14 protein-coding genes and 1 tRNA gene are annotated in these 16,100 nt (G+C 62.6%); 6 read left to right on the top strand and 9 right to left on the bottom strand.

The window, feature by feature from the left end:
* Positions 1-240: 240 nt before the first annotated feature.
* The 8 genes from ACTS1X_RS08930 to ACTS1X_RS08895 are packed head-to-tail and all read right to left on the bottom strand — an operon-like array spanning position 241 to position 7,035.
* Complete coding sequence (locus tag ACTS1X_RS08930; RefSeq protein WP_442614038.1) at positions 241-1,554, bottom strand: bifunctional folylpolyglutamate synthase/dihydrofolate synthase; 1,314 nt, start codon at positions 1,552-1,554, stop codon at positions 241-243.
* Between the two features lie 12 nt (positions 1,555-1,566).
* The gene (gene accD / locus ACTS1X_RS08925) at positions 1,567-2,421 is read right to left on the bottom strand and encodes an acetyl-CoA carboxylase, carboxyltransferase subunit beta (RefSeq protein ID WP_442614037.1); all 855 of its coding nucleotides are present in this window, start codon (positions 2,419-2,421) and stop codon (positions 1,567-1,569) included.
* 13 nt (positions 2,422-2,434) lie between these two features.
* Positions 2,435-3,241: a tryptophan synthase subunit alpha gene (trpA, locus tag ACTS1X_RS08920; RefSeq protein ID WP_442614036.1), complete on the bottom strand. Its 807-nt coding sequence runs from the start codon at positions 3,239-3,241 to the stop codon at positions 2,435-2,437.
* Positions 3,238-4,479: a tryptophan synthase subunit beta gene (gene trpB / locus ACTS1X_RS08915; RefSeq protein ID WP_442614035.1), complete on the bottom strand. Its 1,242-nt coding sequence runs from the start codon at positions 4,477-4,479 to the stop codon at positions 3,238-3,240. Before trpB ends, trpA begins: the two co-directional genes overlap by 4 nt.
* The gene (locus ACTS1X_RS08910; protein ID WP_442614034.1) at positions 4,476-5,120 is read right to left on the bottom strand and encodes a phosphoribosylanthranilate isomerase; all 645 of its coding nucleotides are present in this window, start codon (positions 5,118-5,120) and stop codon (positions 4,476-4,478) included. Before ACTS1X_RS08910 ends, trpB begins: the two co-directional genes overlap by 4 nt.
* 9 nt (positions 5,121-5,129) lie before the next feature.
* Complete coding sequence (locus ACTS1X_RS08905; RefSeq protein ID WP_442614033.1) at positions 5,130-6,017, bottom strand: hypothetical protein; 888 nt, start codon at positions 6,015-6,017, stop codon at positions 5,130-5,132.
* Entirely contained in the window at positions 6,014-6,688 is a 675-nt protein-coding gene (pyrF, locus tag ACTS1X_RS08900) for an orotidine-5'-phosphate decarboxylase (protein ID WP_442614032.1), read from the bottom strand. Before pyrF ends, ACTS1X_RS08905 begins: the two co-directional genes overlap by 4 nt.
* Complete coding sequence (locus ACTS1X_RS08895) at positions 6,685-7,035, bottom strand: hypothetical protein (protein ID WP_442614031.1); 351 nt, start codon at positions 7,033-7,035, stop codon at positions 6,685-6,687. Before ACTS1X_RS08895 ends, pyrF begins: the two co-directional genes overlap by 4 nt.
* 189 nt (positions 7,036-7,224) lie before the next feature.
* On the opposite strand from ACTS1X_RS08895, the gene ACTS1X_RS08890 reads away from it, so the two are divergent.
* The 5 genes from ACTS1X_RS08890 (at position 7,225) to clpX (ending at position 12,097) form a co-directional block, all read left to right on the top strand.
* Positions 7,225-7,309 (top strand) — tRNA-Leu (locus tag ACTS1X_RS08890).
* A gap of 71 nt (positions 7,310-7,380) precedes the next feature.
* On the top strand, positions 7,381-8,943 hold the full coding sequence (gene tig, locus ACTS1X_RS08885) for a trigger factor (RefSeq protein WP_442614030.1): 1,563 nt from the start codon (positions 7,381-7,383) through the stop codon (positions 8,941-8,943).
* 90 nt (positions 8,944-9,033) lie between these two features.
* A complete protein-coding gene (locus ACTS1X_RS08880) occupies positions 9,034-10,023 on the top strand; it encodes a glycosyltransferase family 2 protein (protein ID WP_442614029.1) in 990 nt (329 codons plus the stop codon).
* A 65-nt stretch (positions 10,024-10,088) separates the two neighbouring features.
* Positions 10,089-10,715, top strand: a complete 627-nt coding sequence (locus tag ACTS1X_RS08875; RefSeq protein ID WP_176868384.1) for an ATP-dependent Clp protease proteolytic subunit — start codon at positions 10,089-10,091, stop codon at positions 10,713-10,715.
* A 110-nt stretch (positions 10,716-10,825) separates the two neighbouring features.
* On the top strand, positions 10,826-12,097 hold the full coding sequence (clpX, locus tag ACTS1X_RS08870) for an ATP-dependent Clp protease ATP-binding subunit ClpX (RefSeq protein WP_442614028.1): 1,272 nt from the start codon (positions 10,826-10,828) through the stop codon (positions 12,095-12,097).
* On the opposite strand, the gene ACTS1X_RS08865 is transcribed toward clpX, so the two are convergent.
* Positions 12,094-15,051: a tetratricopeptide repeat protein gene (locus tag ACTS1X_RS08865; protein WP_442614027.1), complete on the bottom strand. Its 2,958-nt coding sequence runs from the start codon at positions 15,049-15,051 to the stop codon at positions 12,094-12,096. The genes clpX and ACTS1X_RS08865 overlap by 4 nt on opposite strands.
* Before the next feature lie 346 nt (positions 15,052-15,397).
* On the opposite strand from ACTS1X_RS08865, the gene ACTS1X_RS08860 reads away from it, so the two are divergent.
* A partial coding sequence (locus ACTS1X_RS08860) for an LON peptidase substrate-binding domain-containing protein (protein ID WP_442614026.1) occupies positions 15,398-16,100 on the top strand: 703 nt, incomplete at its 3' end.

The following is a 16,100-nucleotide window of genomic DNA, read 5'->3' as shown; positions in this document are numbered from 1 at the left end:
AAGCAGGGGTTTGCGGTACCGCAGGCCATAGGCGGCGAGCATCGCGTTGGCGGCGAAGGCGTCATTGAGCCCGTGCATCGCCATGCGGCGGATCGTGAAGAGCAGGGTGCGGGCATCGCCGCACACCGGCGCGGCGTGCGGCAGCATAGTATCGAGCTTGCTGGATTCGGACAAAGGCTTCCTTTCGTCTGGAAGGCCTTATGCTTATATCTGCTATTGCAAGTCAATCGCAATAAGAAGTCATTCAGGATATTGGGTGTTCGCGCGCAACACGTGGCCGGCGAGATAGAGCGATCCGACGATCGCGATGCGGGACGGAGCGTCATCGCCTTGCGCCGCGAGCGCGCGGAACGCGGCATCGATATCGGAGGCGGTGTCGGCGGCCATGCCCAAGCCACACGCTATCTCGGCCAATGCTTCGGGCGCATGGCAGGCGTGGTTGTCGATAGGCAGGAAGGTCGCCGATCGGGCGATGCCGGACAGCGGCTCCAGAAACCCGGCCGGATCCTTGTTGGCGAGCATGCCCATGACGAGATGGAGGTGCTCGATATCCGCGAAATGGGCGGCAAGCGCTTCGGCCGCCAATACATTGTGGCCGCCGTCCAGCCAGACTTCCATGCCGTCGCGTAGCCGCGCGGTCAGCGGCCCCGGTTCGAGCTTCTGCAATCGCGCCGGCCAGTCGGCCCAACCCATCGCCGCCCTAAGCGCGGCTTCGGGCACCGCCACCGCCTGCTGGTGGCTGAGCATCGCGATGGCGAGCAGGGCGTTGTCGACCTGATGCGCGCCCGGCAATCGGGGGAGGGGGAGGCGATACCGGCGTTCGCCGTCGCGATAGTGAAGCTGCCCGCGATAGGCGGTGCCGCGCCAGTCGCGTCCACGGGCAATCCATTCCGCGCCCCTCTCCCCGGCGACCCGCGCAATGGATCGCGCGAGCGGCGCGTCATATTCCTGCGTGACCAGCGGCCGTCCGCGTTTGGCGATGCCGGCTTTCTCGGCGGCGATCACGGCGATGTCGGAACCGAGAAAGGCCTCGTGATCGATCCCGAGATGGGCGATACCGGTCACCAGCGGCCGCTCGATCACATTGGTCGCGTCGAGCCGCCCGCCGAGCCCGACCTCGATCACGCATGCATCGGCGGGCGTCCGGGAGAAGGCGAGAAAGGCGGCGGCCGTCGTCGCCTCGAAAAAGCTCGGATCGATGCCCTCGGCCTGGTCCAGCACCTCGGCCAGCAACGGCGCGAGCGCGTCGTCGGCGATCAGCGTTCCCGCAACCCGAATCCGTTCGTTGAAGCGGACGAGATGCGGGCTCGTATAGACATGGGCGGACAGCCCGGCCGCCTCGATCGCCGCCCGCAGAAAGGCGCAGGTCGAGCCCTTGCCGTTGGTTCCCGCGACATGGAATATCGGCGGGAGTTCGCGATGCGGGTTGCCGAGCCGGTCGAGCAGTACGGCTATCCGCTCGAGGCCGAGCGTATCGCGGCCGGGCGACAGTGTCGCCAGCCTGTCGAGTTGGCGCTGGACCGCCGGATCGTCCGAACGCGCGTGATCGGCCATGCCGGTTGTGACTTAGGCGGCCTGGCGCGAGGGCGCGAGAAAATCGATCAGCTGGGCGAGCGTGTCGCGCAGTTCCTTGCGGGCGACGATCATGTCGAGCGTGCCGTGATCGAGCAGATATTCGGCGCTCTGGAAATTGTCGGGCAGCTTCTCGCGGATCGTGTTCTCGATCACGCGGCGGCCGGTAAAGGCGAGCAGCGCCTTGGGTTCGGCGATCTGGACATCGCCGAGCATCGCATAGCTGGCCATGACGCCGCCCGATGTCGGGTCGGTCAGCACGACGATATAGGGCAGGCCGGCCTCGCGCAGTTCCTCGACCGCGACGGTCATCTTGGGCATCTGCATCAGCGAGAGCGCGCCTTCCTGCATCCGCGCGCCTCCCGATGCGGTGAAGACGATATAGGGGCAGCCCGCCTCAACCGCCGCGCGGGCACCGCGGACGAACGCTTCGCCGACGGCCAGCCCCATCGAACCGCCCATGAAAGCGAAATCCTGGACGCCGATCACCGCGTCCTGGCCCTTGATCGTGCCCTTGGCGTTGACGAAGGCGTCGCTTTCCCCGGTCGCCGCCCGGGCGGCCTTCAGCCGGTCGACATATTTCTTCTGGTCGCGGAACTTGAGCGGATCTTCCTTCACCCTGGGCACGGGCAATTCCTCCCAGCTATGATCGTCGAACAGCTGGAAAAAGCGGGTCGACGGGCCGATCCTGCCGTGAAAGCCGCATTCGGGACAGACCGAGAGGTTTTCCTCATATTCCTTGGTGAACACCATCTGGTTGCAGTCGCGGCACTTGTGCCAGAGCGTGTCCTCGGTCGTCCGCTTCGAAATGAAGGGGATGCGGTTCCGGACGTTGTTGAACCAGTTCATGGGCGGTTTCCTGTCATGTGCGCGCGGACTGTATAGCGGCGGATAGCGACGCAACATAGTCGCGAACCGGGCCGGGTGCATCCGCGCCATGTTCGCCGACCAGTTCGACGATCGCCGACCCGACGACGACGCCATCGGCGACGCGGGCGATATCGGCGGCCTGTCCGGGCGTCCGCACGCCGAAACCGACCGCGACGGGGAGGTCGGTATGCGCCTTCAGCCTGGCCAACGCGGCCTCGATACTGTCCTGCGCCGCCTGCTGCTTGCCCGTAATCCCGGCGACCGAGACATAGTAGAGAAAGCCCGACGCGCCATCGAGCACGGCCGGCAGGCGCGCTTCGTCCGTCGTGGGCGTGGCGAGGCGAATCGTATCGATCCCCGCATCGCGCAGCGCCGGGCCGAGCGCGTCGTCCTCTTCGGTCGGGATATCGACGCAGATAACGCCGTCGACACCGGCCTCGCGGCATTGGTCAGCGAACCATGCGGGCCCGCGCCGGATCATGGGATTGGCATAGCCCATCAGGACCAGCGGTGTGTCCGGATGACGGCCGCGAAAATCGCGGGCGATGGCGAAGAGATCGGCCGTCGTCGTACCCGCGCCGAGCGACCGGAGATTCGCTTCCTGGATCGACGGGCCGTCGGCCATCGGATCGGTGAAGGGCATGCCGAGCTCGATGACATCCGCGCCGCCGTCCACCAGCGCATCGAGGATTGCGCCGGTATCGTTCGGCGACGGATCGCCGCCCGTGACGAAAGCGACGAGGGCCGCCCGGCCACCCTCATGGCATCGCGCAAAGGCCTGACCGAGCCGATCGCTCACATCTTCACTCCCAGTGCGTCGGCGACGGTGAAGATGTCCTTGTCGCCCCGGCCGCACAGATTGGCGAGCACGATCCGGTCGCGATCCATGGTTCTCGCCCGCTCGACGACGGCGGCAATCGCGTGGCTCGGTTCGAGCGCCGGGATGATGCCCTCGGTCCGGCAGAGCAGCTGGAACGCCTCGAGCGCCTCGCCGTCCGTCACGCTCGAATAGTCGACCCGGCCGCTTTCCTTGAGCCATGCATGTTCGGGGCCGATGCCCGGATAGTCGAGCCCGGCCGAGATCGAATGCGCTTCGGCGATCTGGCCGTCGTCGTCCTGGAGAAGATAGGTTTTATTGCCGTGAAGGACGCCGGGATCGCCCCCGGCAAGGCTTGCGGCGTGGCGCTTGTCCAGCCCTTCGCCGGCCGCCTCGATGCCGAGCATCGCCACGTCGGGATCGTCGAGAAACGGGTGGAACAGGCCGATTGCGTTCGATCCCCCGCCGATCGCGGCGACGAGCAGGTCGGGCAGCTGGCCGGTCCGCTCGAGCATCTGGGTGCGCGCCTCGGTGCCGATCACGCTCTGGAAATCGCGGACGAGCTCGGGATAGGGATGGGGCCCCGCCGCGGTTCCGATGATGTAGAAGGTGTCGTGGACGTTCGCGACCCAGTCGCGCAGCCCCTCGTTCATCGCATCCTTCAGCGTTTCCGCGCCGCTGGTGACGGGCACGACATCGGCGCCGAGCAGCTTCATCCGGAACACGTTGGGCTGCTGCCGCTCGATATCGCGGGCGCCCATATAGATGACGCAGGGCAGGCCGAACCGCGCGGCGACCGTCGCCGTCGCCACGCCGTGCTGGCCGGCTCCCGTCTCGGCGATGATCCGCGTCTTCCCCATCCGTCTGGCGAGCAGGATCTGGCCGATGCAGTTGTTGATCTTGTGCGCCCCGGTATGGTTGAGCTCGTCGCGCTTGAACCAGATCTGCGCGCCTTTGCCGTCGGCGGCATCCCGGCGCACTTCCTCGGTCAGCCGCTCCGCAAAATAGAGCGGGGAGGGGCGGCCGACATAATGTTCGAGCAGGCCGTCGAATTCGGCCTGGAAGGCGGGGTCCTGCTTCGCCGCGCGATATTCCTTCTCGAGATCGAGGATCAGCGGCATCAGCGTTTCGGCGACGTAGCGGCCGCCATAATCGCCGAAATGGCCGCGCTCGTCGGGCTGGGCGCGATAGCTGTTGGGGGGCGGGGATTGATCGGTCATACGGCTTTCACGGCTTCCATGAATGCGGAAATCCTGGCGGGATCCTTGACGCCCGGCTCGCTTTCGACGCCGGACGACACGTCGAGCATGGTGGCCCCGGTCGTCGCGGTCGCCTCGGTCACATTCTCCGCAGTCAGGCCTCCGGACAGGCCCCAGGGCATCTTGTGGCTGAAGTGACTGAGGAACTTCCAGTCGAAGGCGATTCCCATGCCGCCGGGCAGGCGCGAGGCCTTGGGCGTGCGGGCGTCGAACAGGATCATGTCGGCATGATCGCGATACAGCCGCGCGCGGTCGAGATCGCTGGCGGCGCTGACCGGGATCGCCTTCCAGATATCGACATCGAGCCGCGCCTTGATCGATTTGAGCCGTTCGGGCCGTTCCTCCCCGTGCAGCTGCACGACATCGAGGCGCGCGGCGGCGATGGCCCTTTCGAGCAGCGAATCCTCCGGTTCGACGAAAACGCCGACCCGTTTCATGCCTTTCGGGACATGCTTGACCAGGCCGGGCGCCTCGCGCGGCCGGATATTGCGCGGACTGGGATCGTAGAACACGAATCCGGCATAGGCCGCGCCGGCGTCCGCCGCAGCCTCGATCGCCTCGACCGAAGTCAGGCCGCATATCTTCACATCGATGTCGGCCATTTCCTTACGTCAATTCTCGCGAGATGGTGAAAACATTACGATCGCGCTCCAATAGTCGTCGCCCTGACGATAGAGCGCACCGCAGCTCGTATGCAGTGATCCGTCAGCCTGTCGCGTGTCGACACATGAACCTCCAACTGCCGCAACTGACGATCCATCGGGCAGAGTTATCTGATCAATCAGCATTCGCTGCCGGTCGCCAGATGTAATCGTTCCGGAAAAAGCTAGTTCTTCGCCGGGATCGGATCTTCCAGCGAATCGTCGCGTGTTGTCAGAGGTAATGCGCATAGCCCCGCATTGCCAATTCAGATCGCCTGCGACTTCGAGCATTTCACCAGTCTCGTCGTATGCTGCAGCGACCAAGAAATCGGTTATCATGGCTCGCATCTCGTGCGTAAGGTCGCAGTGACCTTCAGCATAATGGTCAACACCTATTTCGCGTGCTGAATCCGCAATTTCAAATCGAGTAACGAACGCTAGCGTTGGCTCTGCGTCGGTAGTTGTTGCGAAACAGAAAATTCGCCGCCGATCGTCTCCACTTGAGACGCTAAGCTGGCATTGTCCTTCGGCATTTCGGCGGCCAATCGAATCTTCGATTTCTGCCACAATCAACGAATATTCACGACCGCTAGGCGATCCGATGAAGGAGAGTAGAGGTTCGCCTCGATTAGGGCCGCTCGCATACAGAAATGAGATGCGACCTTGCCAGTCGATGGTCGCGTTGCGGCAATTGATCTGGCCTACCGATCCATATCCCATAACGAAAAGCAATTGTGATACATCCGGTCCAAACTGTTGGCACGCGCCCTTCTGCAGTTCTGATCCATGGGCCGTTGAAGCTGATAGAGCGAGCATGGCTGCAGCGGCAGCGGTTGCCACATTTATTCGTGCTGTCATAGAGTCGCTTCTATCGCCCTTGCCGCGAGATCGGGTTCCTCGGCCTGGGTGATCGGGCGGCCGATCACGATGATCGAGGCGCCCGAATGGAGGGCATCGGCCGGCGTCACGATGCGCTTCTGATCGCCCGTCTTGCCGCTGGACGGCCGCACGCCGGGTACGACGAAAAAGCCGTCCGGCCAGATCTTCTTGGCCGCCTTGAGCTCGCGGCCCGAGCAGACGATGCCATCGAGACCCGACAGTTTCGCGAGTTCGGTCAATCGCGCCACCTGGTCGTGGGGATCGCCGTCGACACCCATGTCGTGCAGGTCTTCGCCGTCGAGGCTGGTGAGAACCGTCACGCCGACGACCTTGGTGTTCATCGGCGCCGCCGCTTTGGCATCCTCCATCATCGCCCGCCCGCCGCCGGCATGCACGGTGAGGATCGCGGGCTCGATGGGCCGCAACGCCTGAACCGCCTTGGCGACCGTGTTCGGAATGTCGTGCAGCTTGAGGTCGAGGAAAATCGGAAGATCGAGCGCCGCCATTTCCTTTACGCCTTCCGGGCCGTTGGCCGCGAAGAATTCCAGACCTAGCTTGATGCCGCCGATATGGTGGCGAACGGCCGAGGCGATGCCTTTCGCGCGCTCGATATCGGGCGTGTCGAGGGCGATGAAGATCGGGCTCCTCATGCGCTGCTTCCGCGCGGCGCCGGTGTGTCGAGGGTCAGCTCGTCCCCGGCCGGCTTGTCGGCGCTCTCGGCCCGTGCGGGCGCCCGGAACCGCTTCATGCCGCGCTCGTCGGCCAGTTCGCGCGACACCGTGTCGAGCCGTTTGCCCATGCGCCATGCCTTGGTCCGGTAATAGATGACCGTCGGGACGAAGCCGACGAGAAAGAAGAAGAACAGCAGGATCGGCATTTTGACGTCGGCCTGCAAACCGCCCCACAGGTTTACGGTCACGGGCAGCCAGTTGTTGATCGAGAACAGCACGACGACAGCCGAAAGGACGATCCAGAAAAGGGTTTTCAAAAAGCTCATTGCGATCCCGTTTAAAGATGGGAGACCTTATTAGTCTGCGAAATGGGCGATGGCCAGAAGGCGAGGCCGCAAATCGGCGAGGCAAATCGATTCGGCGTGAAGCGACGTTCGGTTCGGCCTTGCGAACGGTATCATCGCTTGCCCTTCCGCGCGTTATTGCTATAGACGCCGCCGACCGGCGGTCCTCTAGCGGGCGTGGCGGAACTGGTAGACGCGCTTGGTTTAGGTCCAAGTATCGAAAGATGTGGGGGTTCGAGTCCCTTCGCCCGCACCAGGCTTGCCACCAACCCGCGGTCAAACCGCCTCCCGATTTCCCTTTCTGACGAAGGCTTGATTGTAAGAACCATGCAGACCGTTGAAACGCTCAATGAAGGCCTGAAGCGCGCCTACACCCTCACCATCCCGTTTGCCGACATCGAGAAGCAGGTGGACCAGCAGCTCAAGGAAATTGCGCCGCAGGTGCGGATGCCCGGCTTCCGCCCGGGCAAGGTGCCCACCAATCTCGTGCGCAAGATGCACGGCGATGCCATCGAGCAGGACGTCGTCAACAAGGCGATCCAGAGCGGCATCCAGGAAGCGATGGCCGACCAGAAGATCCGTCCGGCCATGCAGCCCGAAGTCGCGCTCGACCCGGACTGGGAGCGTGGCAAGGATATCGAGATTTCGATGAAGGTCGAAGTTCTGCCCGAGATCCCGGAAACCAAGATCGACGATATCACGCTCGAGCGCCTGACGGTCGAGGCCGACGACAAGGCCGTGGACGCGGCGATCCAGAATCTCGCGGAAAACCAGAAAAGCTACGAAACCGCCACCAAGACCTACAAGGCCAAAGAAGGCGATCTCGTCGTCATGGACTTCGAGGGCAAGGTCGATGGCGAGCCGTTCGAAGGCGGCAAGGGCGAGGGCATGTCGGTCACGATCGGCTCGGGCCAGCTGATTCCCGGCTTCGAGGACCAGCTTGTCGGCGTGAAAGCCAATGACGCCAAGGAAGTGAAGGTCACGTTCCCGGACGATTACAATGTCGATTATCTGAAGGGCAAGGACGCGGTTTTCGACATCACCGTCGGCGAAGTCCGTACGCCCAAGGAAGCCAAGGCCGACGACGATTTCGCGAAATCGCTCGGCCTCGAGGGCATCGACAAGCTGCGCGAGCTGATGAAGGGCCAGGTCGAGCAGGAGCTCAACGGCCTGACGCGCACGCACATGAAGCGTAAACTGCTCGACTATCTGGCCGCGAACCACGATTTCCCCGTACCGCCGACGATGGTCGAGGCGGAATTCGAGCAGATCTGGAAGCAGCTCGAACATGAAGCGTCGCACGAGCCCGATCCCGAAGCCGCGCGCAAGGAAATGGAAGACGAGAAGGACGAGTATAAGGCGATCGCCGAACGGCGCGTCCGCCTCGGCCTGCTGCTCTCCGAGATCGGCCAGAAAAACGGCGTCGAGATCAACCAGAGCGAAATGAGCCAGTTGATCGCCCAGGCCGCCCAGCAATACGGCCCGGAAGATCGCGAGCGGTTCATCCAGTATATCCAGCAGGATCCGATGGCCGCCGCCCAGCTGCGCGCCCCGCTCTATGAGGACAAGGTCGTCGACTATCTGTTCGAGAATGCGACGATCACCGATCGCACGGTGACCCGCGAAGAACTGGAAGCCGCGATCGAGGCCGAAGAGGAAGAAAAACCGCAGGCCGCCGCGAAAAAGCCGGCTGCCAGGAAGACTCCCGCCAAAAAGGCCACGGCGAAGAAACCGGCCGCGAAAAAGGCGCCGGCCAGCAAGCCTGCCGCCAGAAAGACGGCCGCGTCCGGCTCGACTGCGAAAAAAGCACCGGCCAAGAAACCGGCGGCGAAAAAGACGACCGCCGCCAAAAAACCGGCCGCCAGGAAAACGCCCGCCTCGAAAGGCTGATTTTCCGCCGGAAAAACGGATTTCCGAACCTGTTGTTAACCATTGCCCGCCTAGAAGCTCTCCCATCACGGGGACAGCCAAGGACGGGCAATGGAGCATATCAGCGAATTTGTGGCGGAACGCGAAATCACGTTTCCGCTGCCGGGGTCACCCTCGATCGCGGTCATCCTGCCCTGCTATAACGAGGAAGCCGCGATCGCGCAGACGGTCGCCGATTTCCGTGCCGCGCTGCCCCAGGCCGATATCTACGTTTACGACAATAACAGTTCGGACCGCACGGCCGAGGTCGCGGGCAGGGCCGGCGCCATCGTCCGTACCGAACGCATGCAGGGCAAGGGCCATGTCGTCCGGCGGATGTTCGCCGATGTCGAGGCCGATATCTATATCATGGCCGATGGCGACGCGACCTACGAAGCCGCCGCCGCGCCGCGCCTCGTTCGCCGCCTTGTCGAGGAACAGCTCGACATGGTGGTCGGCGCCCGCAAGACCGAGGTCGAGGCCGCCTATCGCAGCGGTCACAGGCTCGGCAATGCGCTGCTCACCGGCATCCTGGCCCGGCTTTTCGGCCGCAGCTTCAACGACATCCTTTCGGGCTACCGCGTGTTTTCACGGCGTTTCGTCAAGAGCTTCCCGGTGCTGTCCCAGGGCTTCGAGATCGAGACCGAAATCAGCGTCCACGCGCTCGAGCTGAAGATGCCGGTCGCCGAGGAAGTGACCGAATACAGCGCCCGGCCCGAAGGCTCCGAATCCAAGCTGTCGACCTATCGCGACGGTTTCCGCATTCTCCGGACCATGGCGACGCTGTTCCGCATGGAGCGCCCGGTACTGTTCTTCGGCGCGATCGCCGGGCTGCTGGCGCTTACCGCGGTCATCCTGGCGATTCCGCTGGCGGTGACCTACGCGCAGACGGGCCTCGTGCCGCGCCTGCCGACGGCCATCCTCTCGACCGGACTGATGCTGCTGGCCTCGCTGAACCTGTTCGCCGGACTGATCCTCGATACCGTCGTCCGGGGCCGGCGGGAGTTGCGCAGACTCTCCTATCTGGGTTTTTCTGCACCCGGATTGTCGCACAAGGGCTAAGCCCTCTTGAAGCGGGGCGCATAAGTCGCGATGTTGGCCCGACCAGTTTTCCGGAAAGGCCCCTAATGATTGATCCCATCGAAAACGCGCTCGTACCCATCGTCATCGAGCAATCGAACCGTGGCGAGCGCAGTTTTGATATTTTCTCCCGGCTGTTGCGCGATCGGATCATTTTCCTGACCGGACCCGTCGAAGACAATATGGCGTCGCTGATCACCGCCCAGCTGCTGTTCCTTGAGTCGGAAAATCCGAAGAAGGACATCTACATGTACATCAATTCGCCGGGCGGTTCGGTGACGGCGGGCATGGCGATCCACGATACCATGCAATATATCCGGCCGCGCGTCGGCACCGTCTGCGTCGGCTTCGCGGCGTCGATGGGCGCGTTCCTCCTGACCGCCGGCGAACCGGGGATGCGCGTCGCGCTCGCCAATGCCAAGGTCATGATCCACCAGCCGTCCAGCGGCATGCAGGGCACCGCGGCCGATGTGGAAATCCACGCGAAAGAACTGATCAAGACGCGCGCAAAGATGAACGAACTGATGGCCAAATATACCGGTCAGCCGATCAAGGAGATCGAAAACAATGTCGATCGCGACAAGTTTTTCGATGCCGACGAGGCCAAGGCATTCGGCCTTGTCGACGAAGTCTATGAAAAGCGCCCTGAAACCGAAGCCAAGGCCGACGGATAGGGCGGATTAAGCCATTAGGCATTTTTCTTGTGTAATAAGTCATTGTCTAGCCGGATATCGACGGGCTAGACTGATGGCGGCTGCGGCGATGCAGCCGGAGGGAATATAGTATGACAAAGCTTAGCGGCGGCGATTCCAAGAGCACGCTCTATTGCTCTTTCTGCGGAAAATCGCAGCATGAAGTGCGCAAGCTCATAGCCGGGCCGACGGTGTTCATCTGTGACGAATGCGTCGAGCTCTGCAACGATATCATCCGCGAGGAAACCAAGGGCTCGATCGCGTCGAAGCGCGAAGGCGGCGTCCCGACGCCCGCCGAGATCTGCGAAGTCCTCGACGATTACGTGATCGGGCAGGACAGGGCCAAGCGCGTCCTCTCGGTCGCGGTCCACAATCATTACAAGCGGCTCAACCACGGCGCGGCCGGCAGCGATGTCGAACTCGCCAAGTCGAACATCATGCTCGTCGGGCCGACCGGCTGCGGCAAGACGCTGCTCGCCCAGACGCTGGCGCGCATCCTCGACGTGCCGTTCACCATGGCCGACGCCACGACGCTGACCGAAGCCGGTTATGTCGGCGAGGATGTCGAGAATATCATCCTCAAGCTACTCCAGGCGTCCGACTACAATGTCGAACGCGCGCAGCGCGGCATCGTCTATATCGACGAGATCGACAAGATCAGCCGCAAGTCGGACAATCCCTCGATCACGCGCGACGTGTCGGGTGAAGGCGTCCAGCAGGCGCTGCTCAAGCTGATGGAGGGCACGACCGCCAGCGTTCCGCCGCAGGGCGGCCGCAAGCACCCGCAGCAGGAATTCCTGCAGGTCGATACGACCAATATCCTGTTCGTCTGCGGCGGCGCGTTCGCCGGGCTCGAAAAGGTGATCTCGGATCGCATGCAGGGCAAGTCGATGGGCTTCGGCGCCCATGTCGAAGCGCCCGACGAGCGGCGCGTCGGCGAGGTTCTGCGCCATGTCGAGCCCGAGGATCTGCTCAAATACGGCCTGATTCCCGAATTTGTCGGCCGCCTCCCGGTCATCGCGACGCTCGACGATCTGGACGAGGGCGCCCTGGTCCAGATCCTGAGCGAGCCGAAGAACGCGCTCGTGAAACAATATAGCAAGCTGTTCGACATGGAGGATGTGAAGCTCGAATTCACCGACGACGCGCTGATCGCGATCGCCAAGAAGGCGATCGAACGCAAGACCGGCGCCCGCGGCCTCCGCTCGATCCTCGAGGGCATCTTGCTCGATTCCATGTTCGACCTGCCGACCCTGGAGAATGTTACCGAGGTCGTCATCGACAAGGACGTCGTCGAGGGCCGCAAGGAACCGGTCCGCGTCTTCGCGAAGGCCGAAGAAAAGACGGCCGACGACGCGGCTTAGGGTTGAGCGATATCGCCCGGCGTCAGATCGCCGAGCCACGGTCCGTATTCCGCGTCGATATCGAACGCGTTACGCCGGGCCTCCGCCAAATCGACTCGGGCTCCTTCGAAATCTCCGCTACGCTCCTTCGCTATCGCACGGCCGAACAGGGAACTTGCGAGACCGGGCGCGAGTGCGAGCGCGGCATCGAAATCGTCAATCGCCTCGCCCCAGCGACCCAGGCGCAATTTCGCCCAAGCGAGACTATCCAATATCGCGGCGTTTTCGGGCGCGAATTCGACAGCCTGTGCGCAATCGTTCAGCGCTTCCAAGATCTCGATATTTGCCGTGAGCCTCGTCCAGCACCGTTGGTTTAGTAGATTGGCATTCTGCCCGTCCTCCTCGATGGCCCGGGACAGAATGCTCACGGCCTGCGGCGCATCGCCGATGTCGTCCAGTATCTGGGCGTGCGCGATGAGCAGCATCTGATCGCTCGGATCTTCGGCGCGGTCTTCCACTACCGAAGCAAGCGCCCTGCCATATTCGGCCCTCGCTTCGGCGTCTCGTCCGGCTCGCCGTAATATGCCTGCCCTTGTGAGATATGCGCTGAGCGGGTCGCCTTCCGGCACCGTGATCTGCTCGATAACGCTGACCGCCCCGGCTTCGTCGCCGAGATGGAGCAGTATCCGGGCCCTCAGACCACTCATCTCCGGACTGTCGCCTTCCGCCTCGACGATGGTGTCGATCGTGTCCAGCGCATCGCCGAGCTGACCGGTGCGCTGATAGGCCGATAGCAACGCGAACAGGCTGTAGGCGTTGCCGGGATTCGTATCGAGCGATTCGGCAAAGGCGGCTATCGCCTCCTCATACTCGCCCCGTGAAAAATGGAGCATTCCCAAGCCCTGCTTCACGACAAAGTCTGTCGCATCCAGCGATTCGGCGCGATCGAGCGAAATTTCCGCCTCGTCCGTCCGGTTGAGCTGGATCAGCGCGATGCCACGATTGGCATGTGCGGCCGCATTGTCCGGTTCGAGCGCGATCGCGGCATCATAGGCCGCTACCGCCTCGTCCTGACGGCCGGCTCCCATGAGATGAAACCCGCGCCTGATATGATCATTCGCGGAATCTGCCTCGCCCTCGAGGATTTGGGCGATCTCGGCTTCGGATATCTGATAGTCGGACGGAGCGACGATATAGGCTTGGTCGGCCTTGATCGCTTCGATCGTATCGAAATCGGCCCGCGCCCGTTCCGCGGCGACTTCGAATTCGAGGCGTCGGAAACTGCTGCGAGCGACGGCGCGCCCATTTTCGATCGAAGCAGTTCTGGCGATTTGCGTGCCGGCGACGATCTCGTTGATATCGTCGCCCGCCAGCGTGAAACCTTCCCCGCCGTTGGGCAGGATAACGATTTCTTCCGTTGCCATATAAGCCGGAAACGCCATGCCGAACGGCAGATCCGCGTGCTCGGGATTGTCGCGCTCGAAACTGACGTCCCAGTCGATGATTTCATCGTCGAATTCGAACCGCAGATTGTTTCGGCCGGCCCCGGCGCGCCATTCCATCAGGGACGTGCCGGTGAACGAAATCGAAAACTCGCCGACATTCTGATCGTCGCCGACCGTTATCTCCGTGATAGTCTGATTCTCGCCGACCTCGGCGAAGCTCTCGCGTACCAGCTGCTGCAGCTGCTCGTCACCGACCTGGCCAACAGCCATCAGCATCATCTGCGCAAGACTGCCGCGAAACACTACCGCGCCGTTTACCGGGACTTCGGACGAAAACCCGTTGGACGCGTCATACACCACCCGAGTTTCGAGCAGGGGGCGGGGCGGGGAAACAGGCGGCAACGGCTCCAGCTCGCTATTCTCGCTGCGCACGGGAAGTGCCCAGCGATAGGGTGAATAGCGGAGGGCTTCTATGTCGCGATCGCCCATCTGGGTTCCGTCCAGCCAATAGGTTTGGCCATCGATCTCGATTCGCACGATGACATGGTCAAACAGCGCGACCTGGGGCAGGCGTTGATCGAGGCCGTCGCCCCAACCTGTACTCACGAGAGCCGGAACCCCTTCGATACCGAGTGCGTCGAGCATGGCGAGAAGCAGCGCCGTTTTTCCCTTGCAATCGCCATAACGCCTTCGCCAGGTCTGATCGGCCGAGGCTGGCACATAGCCGCTATCGCCCATCGCCAGCGCCACGTAGCGGACACGATCCTGAACCAGTTGGAGCGCGGCCATCACGCGCTCGCGCGGATCGCTCGTCGAAGCCGCTATCCGCTCTATCTCCGCGCGCAAGCTTGAATCTTCAGCCAGGGATCGAGCATCCTCGTAGTAAGGCGCGAAGAGCGTGCCGACGGCGTTCCAGCTCTCATAGTCCGTCAGCTGGAAAGTCGCCGCGAATGTGAATCGAGCGGGCGCGTTCTCCGGTACTTCCGGCGCCTCCCGGTCGAGAAGCTCGAGCGTCAGTTCCGTGCCGTCGGCGGTTTCACGCGAGCGCGGTTCTCCCATCGCTTCCGAAGCCTGCCACCTCATGTTCATCCCGGACGGCCAAATCTGGCGGTATCTCAGGTGGCGGGTGGGAAGTCCTTGGGCGAGGTAATAGAAATCCTCCGACCCGAAATCGATTTCTCCGGCGCGCATACGATAACTGTATGCGACATTGAGGATATCGCCGACTTCCATGCCTTCGGGCTGGATCACGGCTGTCAGGACGCCGTCCAGCGTCGCTTGCTCCAGGTTGTTTTCGCGGCGCAGGATGGCGAACTCCTGACCGTTGGCGAGAATGTCGATAATCTCCCCGTCCCGGATCAGATGCAGCTTGTGTATCACCAGATCCTGCCGGTCGGGCTGCCAGGCAATCGACACCGTGCCGAGCGCCGCCAAGCCCTGCGGGTTCTGAACGAGGCTGGCGGATTCGATGTAGAATTCGTCCGCTCCGTTTTCGAAGCGGGTCTGATTGTCATGCAACAGAAACTGCACGGACTGGTCGCCGCGCTCCGGGTCAGGGGACGGAATATCGATCGGCCTGATCCAGTCGGATACCGGCCCGAAAGCAGGCTCGTCCGCCGCATAGGCGATTGAATTCAAGCCAATGAACAGAAACAGAAACCGGACCGCAAACCGCATGGAGATTCCCTTAACGACGAGGCGTGTAAAGATTATTGCGCAATCCTCAATGGGCAAACGAACATCCGCTGGCGGCCGTCTCGACGAGGAAAGTGGGAAACCAGCCATTAACACCCGATTTCGCTAGCGCATTGATACGCCCCTCCCGCGCACCATATAACCGGTAAATACGGGCTGATACCCGAAACTGGAGCACCGAATGACCTTATCCCTTCCTGTACTGCCGTTGCGCGACATTGTTGTGTTTCCGCACATGATCGTCCCGCTGTTCGTCGGCCGGGACAAGTCCGTCGTGTCGCTCGAGCGCGCGATGGCTGCCGACAAGACCATTTTTCTCGTCGCCCAGCTCGATCCCGCGGAAGACGATCCCGATCGCGACGCGCTCTACGATATCGGCGTCACCGCTACCGTCCTGCAGCTGCTGAAGCTGCCCGACGGCACGGTGCGCGTGCTCGTCGAAGGGCAGCAGCGCGCATCGCTCGCCGATATCCATTATCGCGACGAGCATCTGATCGCCGATATCGAACCGATCGACGACGAGCCGGCGGAAGGGCCCGAGGTCACCGCTCTCATGCGCTCGACGGTCGAGCAGTTCGAAAATTACGCGAAGCTCAACAAGAAGATCCCCGAGGAAACGGCCGTCCAGCTCGGCCAGATCGAGGACGCCTCGCAGCTTTCCGACGCGGTGGCCGCCAATATCGGCGCCAAGGTCTCGGACAAGCAGACGATGCTCGTCGAGCGCGATCCGTCGAAGCGCCTCGAAATGGCCTTCGCCTTCATGGAGGGCGAGCTCGGCGTGCTGCAGGTCGAGAAAAAGATTCGCAGCCGCGTGAAGCGCCAGATGGAGAAAACCCAGCGCGAATATTATCTTAACGAGCAAATGAAGGCGATCCAGCGCGAGC

The sequence above is a fragment of the Parasphingopyxis sp. genome, from assembly GCF_052168275.1.
Taxonomy (GTDB): domain Bacteria; phylum Pseudomonadota; class Alphaproteobacteria; order Sphingomonadales; family Sphingomonadaceae; genus Parasphingopyxis.
This window is presented reverse-complemented; position numbering and strand designations above follow the sequence as displayed.